The sequence below is a fragment of the Pseudonocardia thermophila genome (assembly GCF_900142365.1).
GTDB lineage: Bacteria > Actinomycetota > Actinomycetes > Mycobacteriales > Pseudonocardiaceae > Pseudonocardia > Pseudonocardia thermophila.
The window spans coordinates 285,579-305,123 of sequence record NZ_FRAP01000005.1 but is presented as its reverse complement, the minus strand read 5'-3'; the positions used below and the strand labels follow the sequence as shown (position 1 = coordinate 305,123).

Annotated in this window: 17 protein-coding genes and 1 pseudogene; 14 read left to right on the top strand and 4 right to left on the bottom strand. The window is 67.7% G+C overall.

Annotated features, from left to right (window positions below; translation table 11 throughout):
* Positions 1-117 precede the first annotated feature (117 nt).
* Positions 118-1,533 (top strand): tyrosine-type recombinase/integrase, encoded by a 1,416-nt coding sequence (locus BUE41_RS31800; protein WP_234997101.1) that lies wholly within the window; start codon positions 118-120, stop codon positions 1,531-1,533.
* A 173-nt stretch (positions 1,534-1,706) separates the two neighbouring features.
* On the opposite strand, the gene BUE41_RS31795 is transcribed toward BUE41_RS31800, so the two are convergent.
* Complete coding sequence (locus BUE41_RS31795; RefSeq protein WP_084754625.1) at positions 1,707-1,904, bottom strand: hypothetical protein; 198 nt, start codon at positions 1,902-1,904, stop codon at positions 1,707-1,709.
* Between the two features lie 1,131 nt (positions 1,905-3,035).
* Here BUE41_RS31795 and BUE41_RS09235 point away from each other — a divergent pair.
* Complete coding sequence (locus BUE41_RS09235) at positions 3,036-4,415, top strand: MFS transporter (protein WP_084754623.1); 1,380 nt, start codon at positions 3,036-3,038, stop codon at positions 4,413-4,415.
* Positions 4,416-4,533: 118 nt separating this feature from the next.
* Here BUE41_RS09235 and BUE41_RS09230 read toward each other — a convergent pair whose 3' ends face one another.
* A complete protein-coding gene (locus tag BUE41_RS09230; RefSeq protein WP_073456578.1) occupies positions 4,534-5,148 on the bottom strand; it encodes a TetR/AcrR family transcriptional regulator in 615 nt (204 codons plus the stop codon).
* Positions 5,149-5,318: 170 nt separating this feature from the next.
* On the opposite strand from BUE41_RS09230, the gene BUE41_RS09225 reads away from it, so the two are divergent.
* The 12 genes and pseudogenes from BUE41_RS09225 to BUE41_RS31790 all read left to right on the top strand — a co-directional run bounded on the left by BUE41_RS09225 (position 5,319) and on the right by BUE41_RS31790 (position 18,118).
* Positions 5,319-6,818: an AMP-binding protein gene (locus BUE41_RS09225; protein ID WP_159444881.1), complete on the top strand. Its 1,500-nt coding sequence runs from the start codon at positions 5,319-5,321 to the stop codon at positions 6,816-6,818.
* On the top strand, positions 6,815-7,606 hold the full coding sequence (locus BUE41_RS09220; RefSeq protein WP_073456576.1) for an alpha/beta fold hydrolase: 792 nt from the start codon (positions 6,815-6,817) through the stop codon (positions 7,604-7,606). The genes BUE41_RS09225 and BUE41_RS09220 overlap by 4 nt, the downstream gene beginning before the upstream one ends.
* Position 7,607: 1 nt before the next feature.
* Positions 7,608-8,612, top strand: a complete 1,005-nt coding sequence (locus tag BUE41_RS09215; RefSeq protein WP_073456575.1) for an LLM class flavin-dependent oxidoreductase — start codon at positions 7,608-7,610, stop codon at positions 8,610-8,612.
* On the top strand, positions 8,609-9,367 hold the full coding sequence (locus BUE41_RS09210) for an SDR family NAD(P)-dependent oxidoreductase (protein WP_073456574.1): 759 nt from the start codon (positions 8,609-8,611) through the stop codon (positions 9,365-9,367). The genes BUE41_RS09215 and BUE41_RS09210 overlap by 4 nt, the downstream gene beginning before the upstream one ends.
* Positions 9,360-10,754, top strand: a complete 1,395-nt coding sequence (locus BUE41_RS09205; protein ID WP_073456573.1) for an amidase — start codon at positions 9,360-9,362, stop codon at positions 10,752-10,754. Before BUE41_RS09210 ends, BUE41_RS09205 begins: the two co-directional genes overlap by 8 nt.
* Positions 10,751-11,524 (top strand): enoyl-CoA hydratase/isomerase family protein, encoded by a 774-nt coding sequence (locus BUE41_RS09200; protein WP_073456572.1) that lies wholly within the window; start codon positions 10,751-10,753, stop codon positions 11,522-11,524. The genes BUE41_RS09205 and BUE41_RS09200 overlap by 4 nt, the downstream gene beginning before the upstream one ends.
* Positions 11,525-11,576: 52 nt before the next feature.
* A complete protein-coding gene (locus BUE41_RS09195; protein ID WP_073456571.1) occupies positions 11,577-12,386 on the top strand; it encodes a MaoC/PaaZ C-terminal domain-containing protein in 810 nt (269 codons plus the stop codon).
* Between the two features lie 280 nt (positions 12,387-12,666).
* Entirely contained in the window at positions 12,667-14,451 is a 1,785-nt protein-coding gene (locus BUE41_RS09190; RefSeq protein WP_073456570.1) for an IS1634 family transposase, read from the top strand.
* Between the two features lie 504 nt (positions 14,452-14,955).
* Positions 14,956-15,939, top strand: a pseudogene (locus BUE41_RS29585) (IS256 family transposase).
* 1,075 nt (positions 15,940-17,014) lie between these two features.
* Positions 17,015-17,224: a DNA cytosine methyltransferase gene (locus tag BUE41_RS32390; RefSeq protein WP_268794453.1), complete on the top strand. Its 210-nt coding sequence runs from the start codon at positions 17,015-17,017 to the stop codon at positions 17,222-17,224.
* Positions 17,188-17,808, top strand: a complete 621-nt coding sequence (locus BUE41_RS09175; RefSeq protein WP_268794452.1) for a DNA cytosine methyltransferase — start codon at positions 17,188-17,190, stop codon at positions 17,806-17,808. The genes BUE41_RS32390 and BUE41_RS09175 overlap by 37 nt, the downstream gene beginning before the upstream one ends.
* A 34-nt stretch (positions 17,809-17,842) precedes the next feature.
* Positions 17,843-18,118 (top strand): DNA cytosine methyltransferase, encoded by a 276-nt coding sequence (locus tag BUE41_RS31790; protein WP_234997099.1) that lies wholly within the window; start codon positions 17,843-17,845, stop codon positions 18,116-18,118.
* 23 nt (positions 18,119-18,141) lie between these two features.
* Here BUE41_RS31790 and BUE41_RS32865 read toward each other — a convergent pair whose 3' ends face one another.
* Positions 18,142-18,645 (bottom strand): NgoMIV family type II restriction endonuclease, encoded by a 504-nt coding sequence (locus BUE41_RS32865; protein ID WP_073456567.1) that lies wholly within the window; start codon positions 18,643-18,645, stop codon positions 18,142-18,144.
* Between the two features lie 36 nt (positions 18,646-18,681).
* Complete coding sequence (locus BUE41_RS09165; RefSeq protein WP_073456566.1) at positions 18,682-18,984, bottom strand: PDDEXK family nuclease; 303 nt, start codon at positions 18,982-18,984, stop codon at positions 18,682-18,684.
* Positions 18,985-19,545: the final 561 nt, after the last annotated feature.

Here is a 19,545-nt window from a genome sequence, read left to right as displayed (position 1 = left end):
ACACCCATAGAGTGGGAAGTCATGTATAGTGACACCATCGCCCAACGGGGCGAGGTGGCCTGAACCTCAGCCTCTCGCGAACCCAGGACGGTTCAAGGTGCGACGACGATCCGGCACATGCACTTCATCCTGTCCGGCGCGTACAAGAAGGCGGTGCGCTGGCGCTGGGTGGCGGTGTCGCCGGTGGCGCAGGGTGAGCCGCCGGCGGCGCCGAAGGAGAACCCGAGTCCGCCGACCCCGGCCGAGGCTGCGCGCATCCTCACCGCGGCCTTTCGTGACCCGGATTGGGGCACGTTGTTGTGGGTGGCGATGACCACCGGCGCGCGTCGGGGTGAGGTGTGCGCGATGCGTTGGTCGGCGGTCCAGCTCGAGGCGGGTCGGGAGACGATCTGGCTGCGGCACGGTATCCGCAAGGACGGTCGCGGCGGTTGGGAAGAGGCCGCGCTGAAGACCCATCAGCAGCGGCGGATCGCCCTGGACTCCGAGACCGCTGCCGCGCTGTTGGAGCATCGGGAGCGGTGTGAGCGCCGTGCGGCGGCGTTGGGCACGGTGCTGCGCCCGGATGCGTTCGTGTTCTCCGATGCGGCGGACGGTTCGACGTTCCCGGTGCCGGATACGGTGTCGCAGCGGTTCGAGCGGATGGTGCGCCGGCTCGGGTTGCGGACGACGCTGCACAAGCTGCGCCACTACTCGGCGACGGAGCTGATCCTGGCCGGTGTCGACGTGCGCACGGTGGCCGGCCGGCTCGGTCACGCGGGCGGCGGGACGACGACGCTGAAGACGTACACGGCGTGGGTGTCGGAGGCGGACCAGCGGGCCGCAGCCGGATGGTCCACGAGGCTGCCACAACGACAGCAGCTGGTGCAGTCCCACAGCTGGGCCCGCATCAACCCGCAGCACACTCGGAGTGGGAACGACCACCCTTCTCCGCGGGTGCCGAGGAAGAAGCGATGTCCGAGGGCCATCTACGGGCCCGGATCGCTGCGTGGGGGTGAGAGAAGCAGTGGGTACCCGCTTACGTCGGCGACCAGCTCGAAGCCGCCGCAGCGGAGCTGCGCGCCGCACGCGAGAACGTCACCATCTGGACCGCTCGCGCCGAATCCCAGACCGACCCGGCAGAAGCCGAGCAGCTCCGCGCAGCTGCTGAGCGGATGTGTGAGCGCGTCGCTGAGCTGGAGAAGCAAGTCGCAGACCTGCAGTTCATCGACGACGCGCGAGCTGCGTAGCGCTACCAGACTGCCGTCACGAGAGACAAGGCTGAACGTGCACGCCATGCAGCTGCCGTACGCGGGATCGATCTCGACAACCCGGCCGAGCAGGTCACCGCGGAGGAATGGCTCGCCGAGCACAGGGCATCACAACTCGTCGAGGACGAGCACCGCGAGATCACCGAGCGCGACGTCGCGGACGGGGGAGACCGAGTACCCGACGAACTCTCAACCTCCAATCGCAGTTCGTTACCTCCGACAGCGGAGGCAGACGGAACCCGTCGCCATGGCGAGACAGCGATCGATCTTGACCGTGCAGCATTAGCCCTTCGCCTGACGAATCGTCGTCGCTGGGAGGACGGCCATGCTGATCGGGAGGAGCACGAGCGAATCTGCCAATTCATCCGATGGGCAGACGGCGAGGTGCGTGACGGCGATCTTCGTGATTGAGGTCATACGAGATCTGCAGCCGATTGTGGGCAGCCTGTGAAGTGGTCGTCAGTTGAACATGTCTATGACGCTGGAGATCGCGATGTCGTGGGCAAGGAGTTTGCGGCTGGAATCGTGGACGTGCCGATCCCAGAAGGCCGCCGCGCCTTCTGACTCGAGCAGGCGAAGCATCTTCTGGTGCGTCCGGTGGGCCCTGCTGTTGGCCTGTCTGTGGTAGTCGATGGCCTCGACGACCTGCTGCAGCACCCAGTAGAGCTGCGCGAGCGCCAGTTCGAGAGCTATCTGGTTGGCCAGTGAGGCGAGGCCGAGGTGGACCTTTTCGGGAGATCATCCCGAACCGCTCGGGCTTGCCGATCGCGGCGGCTTCCTCTTCCAACAGCGGATCGAGGTAGTCGATAGCTGCCGACGCACGCTTCGACACCACGTCGGAGACGAGCATCGACCCCAGCGATGAGCGGGCGAAGGTGATGTCTTCCAACGTCGCTCCTCGGTCCTGCGGCAGCAGCGCGTTGAACCGGGCCGGCCGCTCCAGAGAGGGCCGCAGCACCTCCGCCCCGGTATGCGAGCCCCGGCGGGTGCGGATCAGTTGGTCGGACTCGAGCACGCGAAACGCTTCGTGAACCGTCGGCCGCGAGACGCCGAATTGGCCATGAGCTCCGACTCCGGCGGCAGGAAGTCGCCCTCACGGAGTTTCGAGGTAATGATGCGGCGGCGATTCCGCTGAGCGATGACCTCGGTCAGTTTCGCCCCCCCCGCTCGAGAGGTCCGTCGAAGTCCGGGAAGTCACCTCATCTCAAAGGAATTGCATCCTTCCTAGCTATGCATTTGTCGACAGGGGTCGGGTCGCTGTTGCGGCGCGCACTCCTGCCGCGCATGCGCTCCACAGTCGTGGTGAACTCTGGTCCGGTCAGGAGCTCCGCCTGGACGACGACCAGATCGCGTAGCCGGTCCTCCAGGCTGGACTCCGGGGCACGGCGGATGACGTCGGGCGTGGCGCGCACCGTTGCGGGTGGCAGGGCCGCCGATCCGGACAGCCAGTTCCTGTGCCGCGGCGAGCGCACCGCCGTCGTCGGTGACCTCGTTGACCGAACCCAGGTCAGCGCTTCGGGAGCGGTGATCGGGCGTCCGGTCGGAGCCGCCCGATGCGCACGCGCAACACCGTCGGACGTCAGGCTGCGCACCTACCACTCGGGTCACAACCGACGCTCCCTTGAAAAAAAGCGACATCACTATCTTGACTGAGGTGTGACGTGGGCTGCACCATGGGTCCGCGGCCGCCCGGGGGCCGCTGTCAGGCCGCCCGCGCGCACAACCCGAGGTGTCGATCTCGCGCGTGGGCACGTCGACGTTTCCCGCTGATGCTTCCGAGGTGTCTGCATGACGATCGAAGACCGGGCTACGAGTGCCGCAGCAAACCGGCCGGTGGGTGCGCCGAAGGATACGCAAGTTCCCAAGGTCGACCCACACCGCGCCCGCCGAGCGATGATCGGCGCCTGGCTGGGCTTCTTCGTCGACCTGTTCGACATCTATCTACCGATCATTGCGCTGGCCCCAGCCATTGGCTACTTCGTCTCTCCTGGGCTGGGCCCGGAAGGCGTGGCAATCGTGAGCGGCTGCATCTTCGCCGCCACGCTGATCGGTCGCCCGGTCGGCGCGGCGATCTTCGGACGGATGGCTGACACCGTCGGCCGCAAGCGCGCCACCATCGTCGCGATGACCGGCGCCGGGGCCGTCACCCTGTGCATGGCACTGCTACCCGGCTACCAGCAACTCGGACTCGCCAGCGTGGTCCTCTTCGTGACCCTTCGGCTGCTCGCCGGTGTATTCCTTGGTGGTGAGTACACCGGCGCCAACCCGCTCGCCATGGAAGCCGCTCCGCCGGCCAAACGGGGCCTGTACAGTGGGATCATCAACACCGGTTTCCCGCTCGCATACGCAGCGGTCTCGGTGATCACTCTACTCCTGCTGTTGGTGATGCCGTCGCAGGGCGTCGACTCCGACTACGCCGTGTGGGGATGGCGGGTGCCGTTCGTGATTGGCGCGCTGTTGTCGTTCGCCCTAGCCCTCTACTTCCACCGCTCGGTGAGCGAATCGGAAGTGTTCGCGGAGACCAAGCCCAACCGGGCTCCTTTGCGGGACTTGTTCGCCCGGGACAACGCCCGCCGGTTCGTGCAGGTCTTCATCCTCATGAACGGCTTCTGGCTGTCCCTGCAACCGGTTGCCGCCTCGTTGCCGCAGCTCCTCGGCAAGGACGGGGTGGGGATGACCAGTGTTCAGGTCACCCTGGTCATGGTTGTCGCCTACCTGCTGCTCGCCGGTGCTGATGTGGGCGCCGCGGTGCTCAGCCAGAGGATCGGTCGGCGCCGGTTCCTGGTGGCCGCGGCGAGCATCATGGCAGTTGTCGGGACCGCACTTTTCCTCTCCCTTTCCCGCCTCGGCGCCGACGTCCCGATGTGGGCGGTCGCAGCCACTGTCCTGCTGGTCATCATCGTGGTCGGCCCGTGGGGTGTCCTGCCCGCCTATATCAATGAGCGTTTCCCGACCTCGGTCCGGGCTTCGGGTTACGGCCTCGCCTATAGCCTCGCCGTGGTTGCGCCGTCCTTCTACGCCTTCTACCAGGCGGGCCTGAGTGCGTTCATGCCGTTCAACGACACCGGCGCGGTGCTCATCGCAATCGGAGCGGTCCTGGTCCTCTGCGGCGCGCTCAGCGGCCCGGAGACCAGGAACGTCGACATGCGCAGCTCCGGTAACGGCTGACGGCGGACGAAGAACGCGACTGGTTCGAGGCATCGGAAGTGCTGCTAGCCGGCACACCGGCGCCTCGATCCGTGTCGTCGCAGGGCGGGTGCAACGGTCCGTGGTGCAAAAGGGACGGTCAGCGGCCTGCGAAGAACGTCATGTACCAGGTGTGGGCAACGCTCCGGGCTGCCGCGTCGAGATCGACCGGGCGGTCGTGCAACTGCTCCTGGGCGAACCAGACGTAGGCCGCCTGCTCGACCATGCACGCCAGCGACTCGGCGACGAGCGCGGCGTCGACTCCGTTGACCTCGGTGATGCCGTGCTTCTGCTTGAGAGCGTTGGCGAACCGGTCGATGTGCCGGTTGCGCATCTGCCACCAATAGTCGCGGAACCGGTCGTCGACATGCGCCGCCTGCATGAACGCGCGCATGACGTCGCTGTGTTCGCGATAGAGCTCCAAGTAACCGCGGTTCGACTCGACCAGGGCCTCGAACGGCTCAGCGGCGAAGTCGTGCTCCTTGGCTGCGCTTGCCTCGTAGAGCCGTTCGTGGATGTCGGCGATGACCCCGGCGAAGAGCTCCTGCTTGTTTGCGAAATAGCGGTAGAGCCCGCCCATGGAGATGGCGGCCTCCTCGGCGACGTCGCTCATCCGGGCGTCCACGTAGCCGTCGCGCGCAAAGACCCGCCGTCCAGCAGCCAGGAGATGTTCACGCGTACGACGCCCTTTTGGCGTGGTCGGCTCTGCAGGCACGCGACGGATCCTATCGCGAAGCGACGCGAAGATAGAAAAAAAGCGACGTCGCTCTCTTGACAGGTGTCCGGTGCCGGACGGACGATCGGGCCGTGATCCTCGCAGCTGCCCATTCCCCCGCTGACCGGAGCGAGCAGTACCGAGCGCGCGGCTGGTGGACGGGAGAGGCGTTGACCGATCGTTTCGAGCGGCTGGTCACAGCCGCTCCTGACCGACTGTCGGTGATCGACGATCGCGGAGTGTCCCTGACTCGCGCACAGCTGTGGGAGCGCGCTGGCGCCTTCGCGCGGTCCCTGGCCGCGGTCGGGGTCGGCCGCGGCGATGTCGTGGTCGTCTACCTACCCAACACTGCCGACTGGCAGGTCGTCTTCCTGGGTGTGCTGCGCCTCGGTGCCGTTCCTGCCAGCGTGCCGATGACGACCGACGCGGAGACACTCGCCCACATCTGCGAACTCACTTCCGCGCGCGCCGTCGTGGCACCGAGGAGGTGGCGACGCCATCCGGTGGGGGAGTGGGCATGTTCAGCGCTCGCGGCGACCGGTCGTGCGTCGGCGGTGGGGACGCTCGACGATGACGGCTGGCACTGGCGGGAGCTCCGCGGCGCTCCCCATGCCCCGGTGGTGCCGGAACCGGTCAACCACCTCATGTTCACCTCGAGCACCACGGGTCTGCCGAAGGCGGTGATGCACACTGCCGACACCCTTGGCTCGGCGAACCGGGCGTTCGCGGAGCGCTTTGCGCTGCACGAGGACACCGGCATCTACATGCCCTCCCCGCTCGGTCACAGCGTCGGGGCATGGCACGGCGCGCGCCTGTCCCTGTATCTCGGCGCGACGCTGGTGCTGCAGGACGTGTGGGACCCGGTGCGAGGGCTGGAGCTGGTCGACACCCACAGATGCGCGTTCACCGCGGCGGCCACCCCGTTTCTCAAGGACCTCGTAGATGCCGACTGGTCGGGTCCGCGGGCCAAGCTGTCCTCATTGAAGACCTTCCTGTGCGGAGGCGCTCCCGTACCGCCGGTCCTGCTAGACCAGGCGCGGGAGCAGGCGCCGAACACCTTCGTGACGGTTCTGTGGGGCATGACCGAGGGAACAGGAACGACCTGTACGCCCGACAGCACACCGGAGCAGCTGACCGGAACGGCCGGGAAGCCCGTACCCGACCTGGAGCTCACGATCCTCGATCGGGACGACACCGGCGTCGGCGAGCTGGCCATGCGCGGCCCGCAGGTGTTCGTCGGGTACCTCGGTCAGGACGAGCTGTACCAGAGCCTCCTCACCGAGGACGGATACTTCCGCACCGGAGACCTCGCACGGATCGGAGAGGACGGTTACCTGCGCCTGGCCGGACGGCTGAAGGACCTCATCATCCGCGGCGGAGTCAACATCTCACCCGTCCCAATCGAGGACGCCATCGCCGCCCATTCCGCGGTGCGCCGGGTTGCCGTGATCGGACAAACCGATGATCGGCTCGGTGAGCGGATCCGGGCGGTGATCGAACCTTCTGGTCCGCCGCCGACGCTGGAGGAGCTCAACGCCTGGCTCACCGAGCGTGGACTCTCACCCCGCATGCTGCCGGAGTCACTCGTCGTCGTCGACGACATGCCGGTGACCGCGGCCGGGAAGATCCGCAAGGTCGAGCTACGCCGCATGCTGGAGGAGCGCAGATGAGCGTCGTAAACGTCGACGGACTCGACATCGCCTACACCGCGGCCGGAGCCGGCGCCCCCGTCGTGCTGGTGCACGGCCTGGCCGAGGACCGGCACAGCTGGGCGGTCCAGCAACGCGAGCTGACCGAACTTCGGACCTTCGCCTACGACCAGCGCGGTCACGGCGAGACCCCTCCTGGTGACGGCGACGGGACCCTCGAGCAACTAGGCCGGGATCTGCTCGGGTTCATCGAGCAGGTGACCGGGCCCGCCGCCGTGGTCGGCTTCTCGCTCGGCGGGGCCGTCGCGCTCTGGGCGGCCGCTGAGCGCCCCGACCTGGTCGATCGTGCCGTCGTGCTGGGCACCTCGTCGGTAGTGGGCCGCGCCGCCGCGGCGTTCTACGCCGACCGGATCGAAAAGGCCACCGACACCCGCTCGGCCGAGTTCCGCGCAGCGCTGCGCGACGACACCGCAGCCGCTCTCGCCATCGCCCACGAGCGGCTCGACGAGGTGGTGGCGGGCAGGCTCGCCGCAGTGGGTGACGGGCGCGGGTACATCAACGCCGCCCGTGCGATGGCCGCGCTGCACGGCGCACCGCTCACCCCCCGTCTGGCGGACATCCGCACGCATGTCGATGTTGTCGCCGCCACCGCCGACACCTTCTGCCCGCCGAAGGCATCGGCGATCATCACCCACGCCTTGGCGGACGTGACCTACCACGAGATTCCGGGTGCGGGACACCTGATGAACGTCGATGCCCCCGGCGCCGTCACCGGCGTCCTGCGCACCACGCTGATCGGAAGGACCTGACATGGACCGATGGGGACTCTCGATGGGAGTCAGTCCACGGGAGCCGCTCACCAACGTCACCGAACTCGCCGCGGCCGCGGAGGCTAACGGGTTCGAGGCGATGTGGTTCATCGACTTCCAGCTGGGCATGAAGGACGTGTACGCGGCGATGTACCTCGCCGCTCTCGCGACCACGAACCTGAACATCGGTGCCGCGGTCACCAATCTGGTGACGCGCCACCCCACGGTCACTGCGAACGCCACCGTCGCCCTGGATGAGCTGAGTCACGGCCACGCCATGCTAGGTCTCGGTGCCGGCTGGTCGGCGGTGTACGGCGCCGGTGGCCAGCCGTCGAAGCTCGGCGATCTGTCGGCCGGCATCGACGAACTCCGTCGCCTGTTCACTGGCGAGGAGCAGGAGCTCTACGGCACGAAGGTCCGGCTCGCCACGGCCCGCCGGCAGATCCCGATCTATCTCGCCGTCTCCCAGCCCGGGATGCTACGGCTGGCCGGGCGGAAGTGTGACGGCGCGATCCTGATGGGCGCCGCGGACCCCGAGTTCGTCGAGTGGCAGCTCGAGTACATCCACGAGGGCCTGCGAAGGAGCGGCCGCGATCGCTCCGAGCTGCTGATCGACCTGACTGTGACCATGAGCGTGGACGAGGACCAGGAGAAGGCACTCAACGATGTGCGCGCCTGGGCGACCAGCCAGGCGGCCACGTTCCATTCCTGGAAGCAAATGCCTCCGGCCTGGGAGCGGTTCCGTCCCGAGTTCGCCGCCGCCAACTCCGAGTACCACCTCGTCGAGCACCTCTCCCGGCACGCGGGCCACAAGCAGGCCGTGAGTGACGAGTTCGTGCGCTCGGTTGCCCTGGTCGGGACGACCGAGCAGTGCGTCGCGCGATTGAAGCAGCTGTGCGCCCTCGACATCGACCGGATCACTTTCGCACTGCTCTCCGGCGGTCGCAGACGTCGGATGGAACAGCTCGCCCGCGAGATCATCCCCGCCGTCGAGGAGGCCTCATGACCGAGCGCAAGGTCGCCGTCGTCACCGCTGCGGCGGGCGCCGGGATCGGTGCCGCGATCAGCCGCCGGCTCGCGGCGGACGGCATCGACGTCGTCATCACCGATGCCCACGAACGCCGCTGCAAGGCGCTGGCGGATGATCTGAGCGAGCAGCACGGCCGACCGTTCCTGGCCATCCCCCTCGATGTCACGGACGCCGCCGGAGTCGAGGCCTGCATGAACCGGGTCGCCGCCGAGCGGGGCCGGCTCGACATCTTGATCAACAACGCTGGCTGGTCGAAGATCGAACCGGTCGCCGAAATGTCGGTGGAGACCTGGCGGCGCTGTCTCGACGTGGACCTGACCGGCACGTTTCTGGCGATGCGCCACGCGCTGCCGCATATGATCGCGCAGCGCTCCGGCGCGATCGTCAACATCAGCTCCATCGCTGCGTATGAGACGTCCACCGAGCATGGCGCGGCGTATTCCGCGGCCAAGGCCGGTGTGCTCGCCCTCACCCGCGTTGCGGCGGCGGAGAACGGCCGCCACGGAGTGCGAGTCAACGCGGTCGCCCCTGGTTTGATCTACAACGAGTTCCTCCGAAAAATCTATCCTGACGAATTCTTCGACGGATACGCGGAGAACCGCTCGCTCGTCGGCCGGGTGGGTCGGCCGGACGACGTCGCCAACCTCGTGTCCTTCCTGGTCTCCGACGCCGCCGGGTACGTCACGGGCGAGGTGTACGGGATCAGCGGCGGAGTCCACCCCCATGGCTGAGAGCGACGTCTGCTGGCTCGGCATCGCCGACCTCGTCACGGCCTACCGGGCCCGCAGGCTCAGCCCGGTCGAGGTCACGCGCACCTTCCTCGACCGGATCGAGCGCCTGGACGGGGCGTTGCACAGCTTCCTCACTGTGACCGACGAGCTGGCCCTCTCCCAAGCCGCGGCCGCCGAGCGCTGCTACGCCGCGGGCGGGCCGACACCTCCGCTGCTGGGCGTTCCGGTCTCGATCAAAGATGCCTTCCACGTCGAAGGGGTTGTGACCACGCTCGGCTCCGTGGTGCACCGCGACCACGTCGCCAAGAACGACTCCGGCGTCGTGCGGCGCCTTCGGGCCGCAGGCGCGGTGTTCACCGGCAAGACGAACACCGCCGAATTCGGCCAGTCGGCCACCACGGACAACCTCCTCGGTCCCGACACCGCCAACCCGTGGGACCCGGCCCGTACCCCCGGTGGTTCGAGTGGTGGCGCCGCCGCCTCGGTTGCCGCCGGGCTGTCGACCGTCGCGGTTGGCTCCGACGGCGGGGGGTCGATCCGCATCCCGGCTGCATTCACCGGACTCTACGGTCTCAAGCCCTCCCCGGGGGTGTGTCCCGATGAGAAGGGCTTCCGGGCCATGACGGACTTCACCAGCCCTGGTCCGCTGGCTGCGCGCGTCGCCGACGCTCGGGTGCTGTTTTCCGTGCTCGCCGGCTCCACACACCCGCGCCGACCCGTCTCGGCACCGCTGCGGATCCGCTATTGCCCCAACCCCGAGGGCCGTCCGGTCGAAGCAGAGGTCGCTGCAGCCGTCGAGCATGCCGTGACGACACTGGCCGAACTGGGCCACGATGTCGTGGAGGGAGACCTCCCCGTCGAAGGGTGGAACGACGTCTTCGGTCCGCTGGTCCTCGACGACGAGCACCGCGAGCGCGGCCACCTCCTCGGACACGCAGCACAGCACCTCACCCGGTATGAACGGTCCTCGCTGCGCGCCGCCGAGGCACTCGATCCGGCCGTCGTCCGGCGAGCACACGAGCTTCTCCCGATCTACCGCCGACGGATCGACGCGCTCTTCGCCGACCACGACGTGCTGGTCACCCCGACCACCGCCGTGGCGGCCTTCCCACTCAGGGAACGCCCGACGTCGGTCGGCGGTGTACCCGTCGACACGCTGTGGGGTGCCTTCCCGTTCGCCGTGCCGTTCAACGTCGCCGGCGTCGCGGCCGCCTCCCTGCCGTGCGGTCTGGTCGACGGGCTCCCCGTCGGCGTGCAACTCGTCACCCGCGCCGGCGCCGAACAGCTGCTGCTCGACGTGTCGGAGGACCTCGAGGAGGCCCTGGCGTTCGACCGCGCGCCGGTGAAGGCACGCTGGACCCTCGACCACGCCGGGAGCGCGGGATGACCGAGGCCGTCTCATCGACGGCGGTTGCGCAGCGGCGGATCGGCGGTGTCCTGCATCTCGAGATCACCGCTCCACGAACACGAAACGCCTTGAGCAGGCCCCTCCTGGCGGCACTCGGCGCGGCGGTGGACGAGCTCGACGAGACGGTCACCGGCATCGTGATCAGTGGTAGTGGTGGGACGTTCAGCGCCGGAGCCGACTTCGGCGAGCTCAGCGGGACGGCGGCCGACGTCGGCTTCGACGAGACTGTGGCTGCGGTGACCACGGCGATCCGGTCGTCACCGAGGATCGTGGTCGCCGCGATCGAGGGACCGTGCATCGGTGCGGCCGCCGACATCGCACTGGCGTGCGATCTCAGGGTGGGCGGGGAAGGGTGCTACCTGCAGATTCCCGCCGTGCGTCTCGGCCTGCTGTACAATCCCGATGCCCTGGATCGGATGCGCCGCACCTATCCGGGCCATGCGCTGCGTCGCCTGCTCCTGCTCGGCGAGCGGGTGTCCGCCCGCGAGGCGCTCGTAGCAGGGCTGGTGTCTGTCGTGGTACCGCGCGGCGACGCGGTCGATCGAGCCATCACCATGCTGTCGGAGATTCGCCCCGAGCACCTGCCGGCACTCGCCGCGACCAAGAAGTTCCTGGCCGACCCAGACCCCGATCCCGCCCGCTGGCAGCAACGCCGTCGGGAGCTTCTTGATTCTCCCGCCCGCCGAGCCGCGGTCGAGAAAGCCCGCTGCCGGCACACCCTCGAACGACCCGGCGGAGGGGCACCATGAGTGACTGGCTGACCCACGCACACGCCACGACCACCGGACCGGAGGTCTACTGATGAGCACTGCCACTGTCGAGCTCCAGCGTCTGGCCGGCACGGATCTCGGCACGCACACCTCCACGTACGACGACACCGCCACGATCCTTTACGCGCTGGCCGTGGGCGCGTCGGCGACCGAGCTCGACCTGGTCTACGAACGCGATCTGCGTGCCATGCCCACCTACGCCTGCGCCATGGGCCTATGGGCCGTCGAGGCCGCTGGTCGCCTCGGGGCCTATGACCCACGGCGCTCACTACACGCCGGGCAACGGCTCGTCATCCACCGACCGCTGCCGGCTAGCGGCTCGATCCCCATGACCGGGCGCGTCGCCAACGTCTATGACAAGGGCAAGGCAGCGGTCGTCGAGATCGAAGTTTCGTCCGAAGTGTTCTCCACCGTCTACACGATCTTCCTGCCCGGTCTCGGCGGGTGGGGCGGGGATCGGGGACCTGCTGCTGACCGCGGGGAGCCGGTGCCACCGACAACCTGGACGACCTTCGCGACCAGCCCGAATCTCGCCGCACTGTACCGGCTCACCGGCGACCGGCACCCGGTACACATCGATCCCGACGTCGCCACGGCAAACGGGTTCGACCGGCCGATCCTGCACGGCCTCTGCACATTGGGGATCACCGCCCGTATCGTCGCCGGCCAGGTCGGCGCCCATCCGGCTGGGCTCGAGTGGCTCGACGCGCGACTGGCCGCGCCCGTGCTCCCGGGAGACACGCTCGAGATCGGCTCCGGCACACGGGACGGGCTGGCCTACCTCACGGCACGCTCCGGAGACATGACCGTGCTCACCGGCAGGGCTAGGTATTGCGTGTGATCGTGGGCTGGCTGGACAGATCGTAGATCGTGACGTAAGTGTCCGAATTCGGGCGGAGAAAGCACCACGAACGGCGCTTCGGTCCTGTAGCGCGTCACCCCGTTGCCAGCGCCTCCGCCCGGCCGGCGTTCCGCAGCTGATGTGTGACCTGGTGCATGACTGTGACTGTTGGTGCAGGTCAGCGCGGTGAGTTCTGGTCCAGCGCGTCGGAAGCCCTAGTAACACGAGTTGGCCGGGCCGAGCGCGGTGAGCTGCGGGTGCTCGTGTAGGGTCTGGTGGCGTGTTCGTGCGCACCTCGACTCGGAAGAACGCCGACGGGTCGAAGGTGTCCTACCTGCAGCTGGCGCACAACGAGTGGGATCCGGCGGCGAAGACCTCGCGCACGAAGGTGCTGTACTCGTTCGGCCGCGCCGACCAGCTGGACCGGGCCGCGATCGAGCGGCTGATCAAGGCGCTGACCCGGCTGCTGGGCAGCCCGACGGCGGGCGGGCGGGGGCGGCAGGAGCCACTGCCCGGGCTGGAGTTCGTCGAGTCCCGCCCGCTGGGCGGGGCGTGGCTGCTCGACGGGCTGTGGCGGCGGCTGGGGATCGATCGGCTGCTGCGCCGCCTCGCCGCGGGCACCCGCCGGGACCCGGTGGTGGAGCGGGTGCTGTTCGCGCTGGTCGCCAACCGGGCGCTGGCGCCGTCATCGAAGCTGGCCGCCACCGGCTGGGTCGCGCACGACGTGCACCTGTCCGGGCTGACCGGGGGCGACTACACCGTGTCCGATGACGCCTGCTACCGGGCGATGGACTGGCTGATCAAGGTCGAGGAGAAGCTCGCGCGCGGGGTGTTCGACGCCGTGGCCGACCTGCTCAACCTCGAAGTCGATTTGATCTTCTTCGACACCACCAGCACCTACTTCGAGACCGAGGACCCCGACACCCCGGTGTGGCGCGACGAGCACGGCCGCGTCCTCGACCCAGACGGGGAGCCCGGGGCGGAGTCCGGCAGGGAGTCCGACGCGGAGGGCGACGCGCCGCCGGCGGGGGCATCGGGTCGGGCCGGGTTCCGCACCCACGGCAAGTCCAAGGACGCCCGCGACGACCTGCCGCAGGTCATCGTCGGGATGGCCGTCACCCGCGACGGGATCCCGGTGCGGGTGTGGTGCTGGCCGGGCAACACCAGCGACTCCCCACTGATCCGCCAGGTGCGCGACGATCTGCGGGACTGGACCCTCGGCAAGCTCATCTGGGTGGCCGACCGCGGGTTCACCTCCGCCGCGAACCGCCGCCACCTCGCCGCGGGCGGCGGGGGCTACATCCTCGGCGAGAAGCTGCGCTCCGGCTCCCCGGAGGCCACCGCGGCACTCGCCCGGCAGGGCCGCTACCAGCAGGTCGCCGAGAACCTGCGGGTCAAGGAAGTCAAGATCAGCGAACACGAGCGTTTCGTGGTCTGCCACAACCCCGAGGCCGCCGACCGCGACGCCGCCACCCGCGACCGCCTCCTCACCCGGCTGGAGGCGATGATCGCCGGCTCCGACCGGCTCACCCCCACCAAGCGGGCCGAGCTACGCGGGGTCATCTCGACGAAGCCAGGGCTGCACCGGTTCCTGCGCACCACCCCCGGCGGGCTGCTGCGCATCGACGCCACCAAGGTCGCCGCCGACGCCCGCCTGGACGGCAAGTACCTGCTGCGCACCTCCGATCCGCACCTGAGCACCGAGGACATCGCGCTGGGCTACAAGCAGCTGCTCGAGGTCGAACGCGGCTGGCGGGACATGAAGCAGGTCCTGGACCTGCGCCCGGTCTACCACCGGCTCGAAGACCGCATCCGCGCCCACGTCCTGCTCTGCTGGCTCGCCCTCCTGCTGGCCCGCATCGTCGAGACCCGCGCCGCCACCACCTGGACCCGCGCCCGCACCCAGCTGCAACGCCTGCACGTGGGCACCTTCACCGGCCCCGCCGGCGTGTTCCGCCAGACCACCCCCGCCGACCCCGAGACCCGCCGCCTCCACCAGGCCCTCGACATCGCCCTCCCACCCCGGATCCTGCACCTGCACACCGAAGACCCGGCACCGCGCTGACCAGGGCGAACACCGGCGCCTAGTGACACGACCCGTCACCAGGCGCGAGCACATTTGCCCAGCTCAAAGGCCGTTTCCGTGCGCTTTCCCAGGACAACAGCTGCGGAACCCCGGCCCGGCAGCAGCTCCTACAGCTTCTCCTTGACCCCAGCAAGACCAGGTGCGCGGCCGCCGGTCGCCGCCCGGCACCGCTTTCCCATCGCCAGCCCCTGGTCGAGGGGTGGCGTGCGGCAAGATCGGCGGCACCTCGGGATCACAGCACGTCCAGCAGGCTGCGTCCTCGGAGGTGGTGTACGAGACTCTCGCTGTTGAGCGGCGTGGCGTCGTGATGTGGACGGCCATCGCGTGATCTTGATGAGTACCGGCCAGGGAACCCACCGAGAGGATCACCGCGATGGCTGCACCGCACAGTATCGATGTCGAGGGGTTGCGGGAGCAGCACCTGTAGGGCGCGTCGCCTGATCTGTTGCGGGAAATGATCGGCGCGTTCGCGAACGCGATGATGTGTCCGCTCAGGCCGATGGGGTCCGCGGCGCTGGTCGGGGTGAGCGCTGTGCCGAACGGGTCAATCGGCGCAGCGGGTATCGGGGCCGGGAGTTCGACACCCGCGTCGGCACCGTCGAGCTGGCGATCCCGAAGCTGCGCGAGGGCTTCTGCTTCCCGGAGTGGCTGCTGACATCGCCGTCGCGTCGAGCAGGCCCTGGTCACCGTGGTGGCCACCGCCGACCTGGCAGCGCCTATCTGCTCGGTGTTTCGACCCGGCGGGTGGAGCGCCTCGCTGAGCAGCTCGGCGTCAAGTCGCTGTCCCGCTGGTAGGTCAGTGAGATGGCCACCCATCTCGACGCCCAGGTGACCGCGTTCCGGCAGTGGCGACTCGATCAAGGGGTCGACAGCTTCGTGTGGGTCGACGCCTTGGTGGTGAAGGTCCGTGAGGACGGCCGGGTCGTGAACGCGCTCGTGGCGACCGGTGTCAACACCGACGGGTACCGCGAGATCCTCGGCCTGGACGTCGCCAGTGCCGAGGACGGCGCGGGCCGGCTGGCGTTCCTGCGGGGGGTGGTCGCGCACGGCCCGTCCCGGGTCCAGCTGGTGATCTCCGACGCCCACCCCGGCCTGGTCGCCGCGATCGGGTCCGCACTGCCCGGCGCGGCCTGGCAGCGCTGCCGCACCCACTACCTGCGCAACCTGCTCACCACGGTGCCCAAGGCCGCGCAGCCGCACGTGGCCGCCCAGGTCCGCACCACCGTCGACCAGGCAGACGCCGTCACGGCCCAGTACGACCACGTGATCGACGCGCTCGAACCCCGCTTCCGGGACACGGCCGAGCACCTCGAGACCGCCCGCGCCGATCTGCTCGAGCTATCCGCGCGAGATCTGGCGCCAGATCTGGTCCGACAACCCCCAAGAACGGCTGACCAAGCAGAGCTGAACAAGCAGATCCGCCGCCGCACCGACGTGGTCGGGATCTTCCCCGGCCCGACGCCCTGATCCGCCCCGTCGGCGCCGTGCTGGCCGAACAGAGCGACGAACGGACCGAAGGCCGCCGCCGCTACATGGGCCTGGAACTGCCCACCAAGTCCCGCATCCGCACCGTCACCACCCAACCCCCGCCCACCACCAGCGAACCAACCAGGACAACCGAAGCACTCACCGGTGGCGGAGCACCGGAACCCGCGGACGAACGTCACCGTCGATCACCCTTTTGGGGCGGTACCCCGGGCAGTTCGATGGTTCGCCGAACATGTTGACGCTGTACCGCGGGTACGTGCGCAACCACATCTCCCCGCTGCTCGGCTCGGTGCGGGTGGGTGCGCTGGATGCGGAGATACCGACTCGTTCTACGCCGAGCTGCGTCGTTGCCGGCGGCACTGCTCGAAGCGGCGGGGCCTGATCGGCCACCGCACCAGCAGCGCGCACGCGTGTGATGGGCGGTGTCGTCCGCACGAGTGCCAGCGGTCTGCTTTCCTGCGCCGAAGGTGACGGTGCTGGTGGAGGGGTGCGGCGGCTCCATGGCGACTGACCGGAGGACGATGGCGTCGGTGCAGGAGCGTCTCCGACGGTGCTGGTCGCTCGCGCATCGCAGCTGGCTCGCGGTCGCTGCGAAATCCGGCGATCTCGTCGTTGTCGAAGCCTCGGAGTGAGCGCTGGTCTCCGGTGGTCGCCGGGTCCGGGGGTGTGTGGTTCGCCCCATGACCGGTCAAGTGGCGGCTCGACGTGCGGATGGCGTCCGCTCCCACCTCGGGGGCATGGTGCGGGCCGAGATCCCGGAGCGCGTCGGCCACTCGGAAGAGTCATGGCTTCAGACGTTGCACGCGAGTCGGGCGGACCGACGGGATGTGCGGCCACCTTCAGGTCGTCCGATTCGCCGGCGGTCCGTCCGGGAGCGGGCCCTGAAGTACCCCCCGTGAACGCGCCGCAGCTGCAACGGCGATCTGGCTGTCGGCTAGGCGCGAGCCCGTCCCACCTTGTCAACCAGGACTTCGGGCTCAGCATGACGCCACCAGCGCGTTGCGGACGGCGTGGGCCAGCGTCATCGTCGGTGGAGACGCATAGCATGTCCCTCGTGACGAAGCCCTTGACCCTGATCGACCTGTTCGCGGGATGCGGGGGGATGACCTCCGGGTTCGTGCAGCAGGGCTTCGAGCCGGTGTTCGCGGTGGAGCACGACCTGCACGCCGCGGCGACCTACGGAGCGAACTTCGGCGAGGAGCACGTCTACTGGGGGACATCGCCGACGTGCCCGACGACGAGATTCCAGAGGCTGACGTCGTGATCGGAGGACCGCCCTGCCAGGGGTTCTCGAATCTCGGCAGCAAGGATGTGAACGATCCACGCAACCAGCTTTGGAAGGAGTACCTCCGTTTCGTTCAGATCGCTCGTCCCAGGGCTTTCGTCATCGAAAATGTGGACCGCTTCGGCAAGAGCCTGGAGTACCAGCTCCTTCTGGATGAAGCAGATCACGGGATGATCAAAGAATATGAGTTGAGCTCCGGTGTGCTTCTCGCGGCGGATTACGGTGTCGCTCAGCGGCGCCCGAGGACGATAATCATCGGCTCCAGGGTTGGGCGCATTCCGCTCCCGGAACCTACGCATTCGAAGCTCCCGATGCTCGGACGTGAGCCTTGGCGAACCGTTCGCGAGCGTATCGGCGGACTTCCGGAACAGCCCGCGACCACGGAACTTCCTGAGGCGACGTGGGCCTTCAAAGGTCAAACCGTTCCGGGCCAGTTCAAATGGCTTGATCTACATTTCGGGCGGAAGCCCCGTGAGCTCTCTCTCCGGCGGTACGACTGTGTTCCCCCGGGTGGCGGGCGTTTCGACCTGCCGGACGAGCTTCTTCCTTCGTTGTTGGCGTGAAAAGAAGACTGGCACGACCGACGTGATGGGGCGAATGCGGTGGGATCAGCCATCGCTGACGATCCGTACGGAGTTTTTCAAGCCGGAGAAGGGGCAGTACCTCCATCCGCAATGGGATCCGAATGACCCTGCAAAGCGTGTCAATCGAGTGATCACCCATCTCGAGGCTGCGCTCCTGCAGGACTTTCCGGAGACGTTCGCCTGGTGCGGCAGCAAGATACAGATCGCCAGGCAGATCGGGAACGCTGTTCCAGTTGGGTTGGCGGCAGCGATCGCCTCCCACCTGCGGAGATATCTGGATGTCACCTGAAAGCGACGCAACCGCATTTGTCGTCAGGTGGTGATCAGGTCGGTTACGAGCTCCGAGTACGGTCGGAGACGCTTCTGCTCCACCATCTCCACCCAATCATCCAGCTGGGTCTGGAGTTTCGGATTCTCTCCGCAAACGCGGCGCACCGCTGCGTCTAGCTCGTCGTACAGTACGTGATACACTGCGTCCACTTCGCCGGTTCCTCGCGTAATGGAGGTCAACCGGGACGGCAATGGCTCTGCCGTTACCAATATGAGATGAGGGGTGCGACCGCGTCGATTTCGGACAAGGGTGTTGAACTCGTGTCGAACGTTTTGCACCCGATCTGAACGGATCGTGAACTTGCTCGAGATCGCGGCGTGGAGGAACGGTGGCCGATCGCCGTCGACACCCCTGTGTCGAACTCCGACATACACGTCTGTTGTGACCTGATAGTCGCGTGCAACGCTGGCCCGTAGCGTCGGGTTGTTCTCAAGTAGTTCCTGCAACTGCGTGAGATGGGTGTACTGTGCGTACTGGGACGCCAAACCCGTGCTGCGGACCGACCAGATCCTGTCCGGATCTCAACTTTTCAGCTCGGCATCGAGATCCTCCGCGATCCCGACTTCCATCGCGCGCCCAGAACTGATGCCGGTCGCCACGTCGATGTGAGCCCGGTTTTTGTCCGGTATATCTTCACGGCGCTGCTCCAAAGGGATTCCAAGTTCCTTGAACGCTTCGCCGGCGAACATGATGCTCGCCGTGCTGTGCGTATCTGAAATGTTCGGCGAAAGCGAAAATCCGAATAGTTGAACGCACAGCTGCTTCTTTCCACTGCTGGTGTTCTTCCAGCCGAGGAGATCCTTGATCCACTCCGGGGCAGACACGGTCGCAACCGTACAGTTCGTGGATCTCTCTGTCACCCGTGTGTGACCAGGTGGGACAGTCCTTGCGGGATCCCGGGGCTCGGTTGGTAGGCGAAGGACGTGACCTGCTCGCCTGGTGACACCCCCTTCGGCCGGAACTCCCGGACAGCTACCAGCCGGGATGTGCGAGGTCTTGGTTGTGGCGAGATACCCGTGTCTTGGCCGCGGCGCGCCAGGGATTGGTATGGAGCTGCATCCGGTGCCTCGCGGACGGTATCGGTTGCTGTTGGAGAGTCCTCCTTGCGAGGGGCCCGGCCGATGAGTTCTACTCCCGATCGGCGCCTGGAAGCCCCGCATGCATCTACGACCTCGCCGAATCACGGTCAGGGAGGAACGTGTGAGCCCTGAGGCGCAGTCATGTCGACATCCTCGTCGAGGATCTCGAGGCGGCGGCCTACTACGAGGACGTCTTCGGGTTCCCGGATCGATTTGCGGGTGTGGAACGGGGATGGGTTCCATGTCGAGACGTCACGAGCAACGAGCGGCAGCGCTTCATACTCGTGCACCCGATTGCCGGGAAAC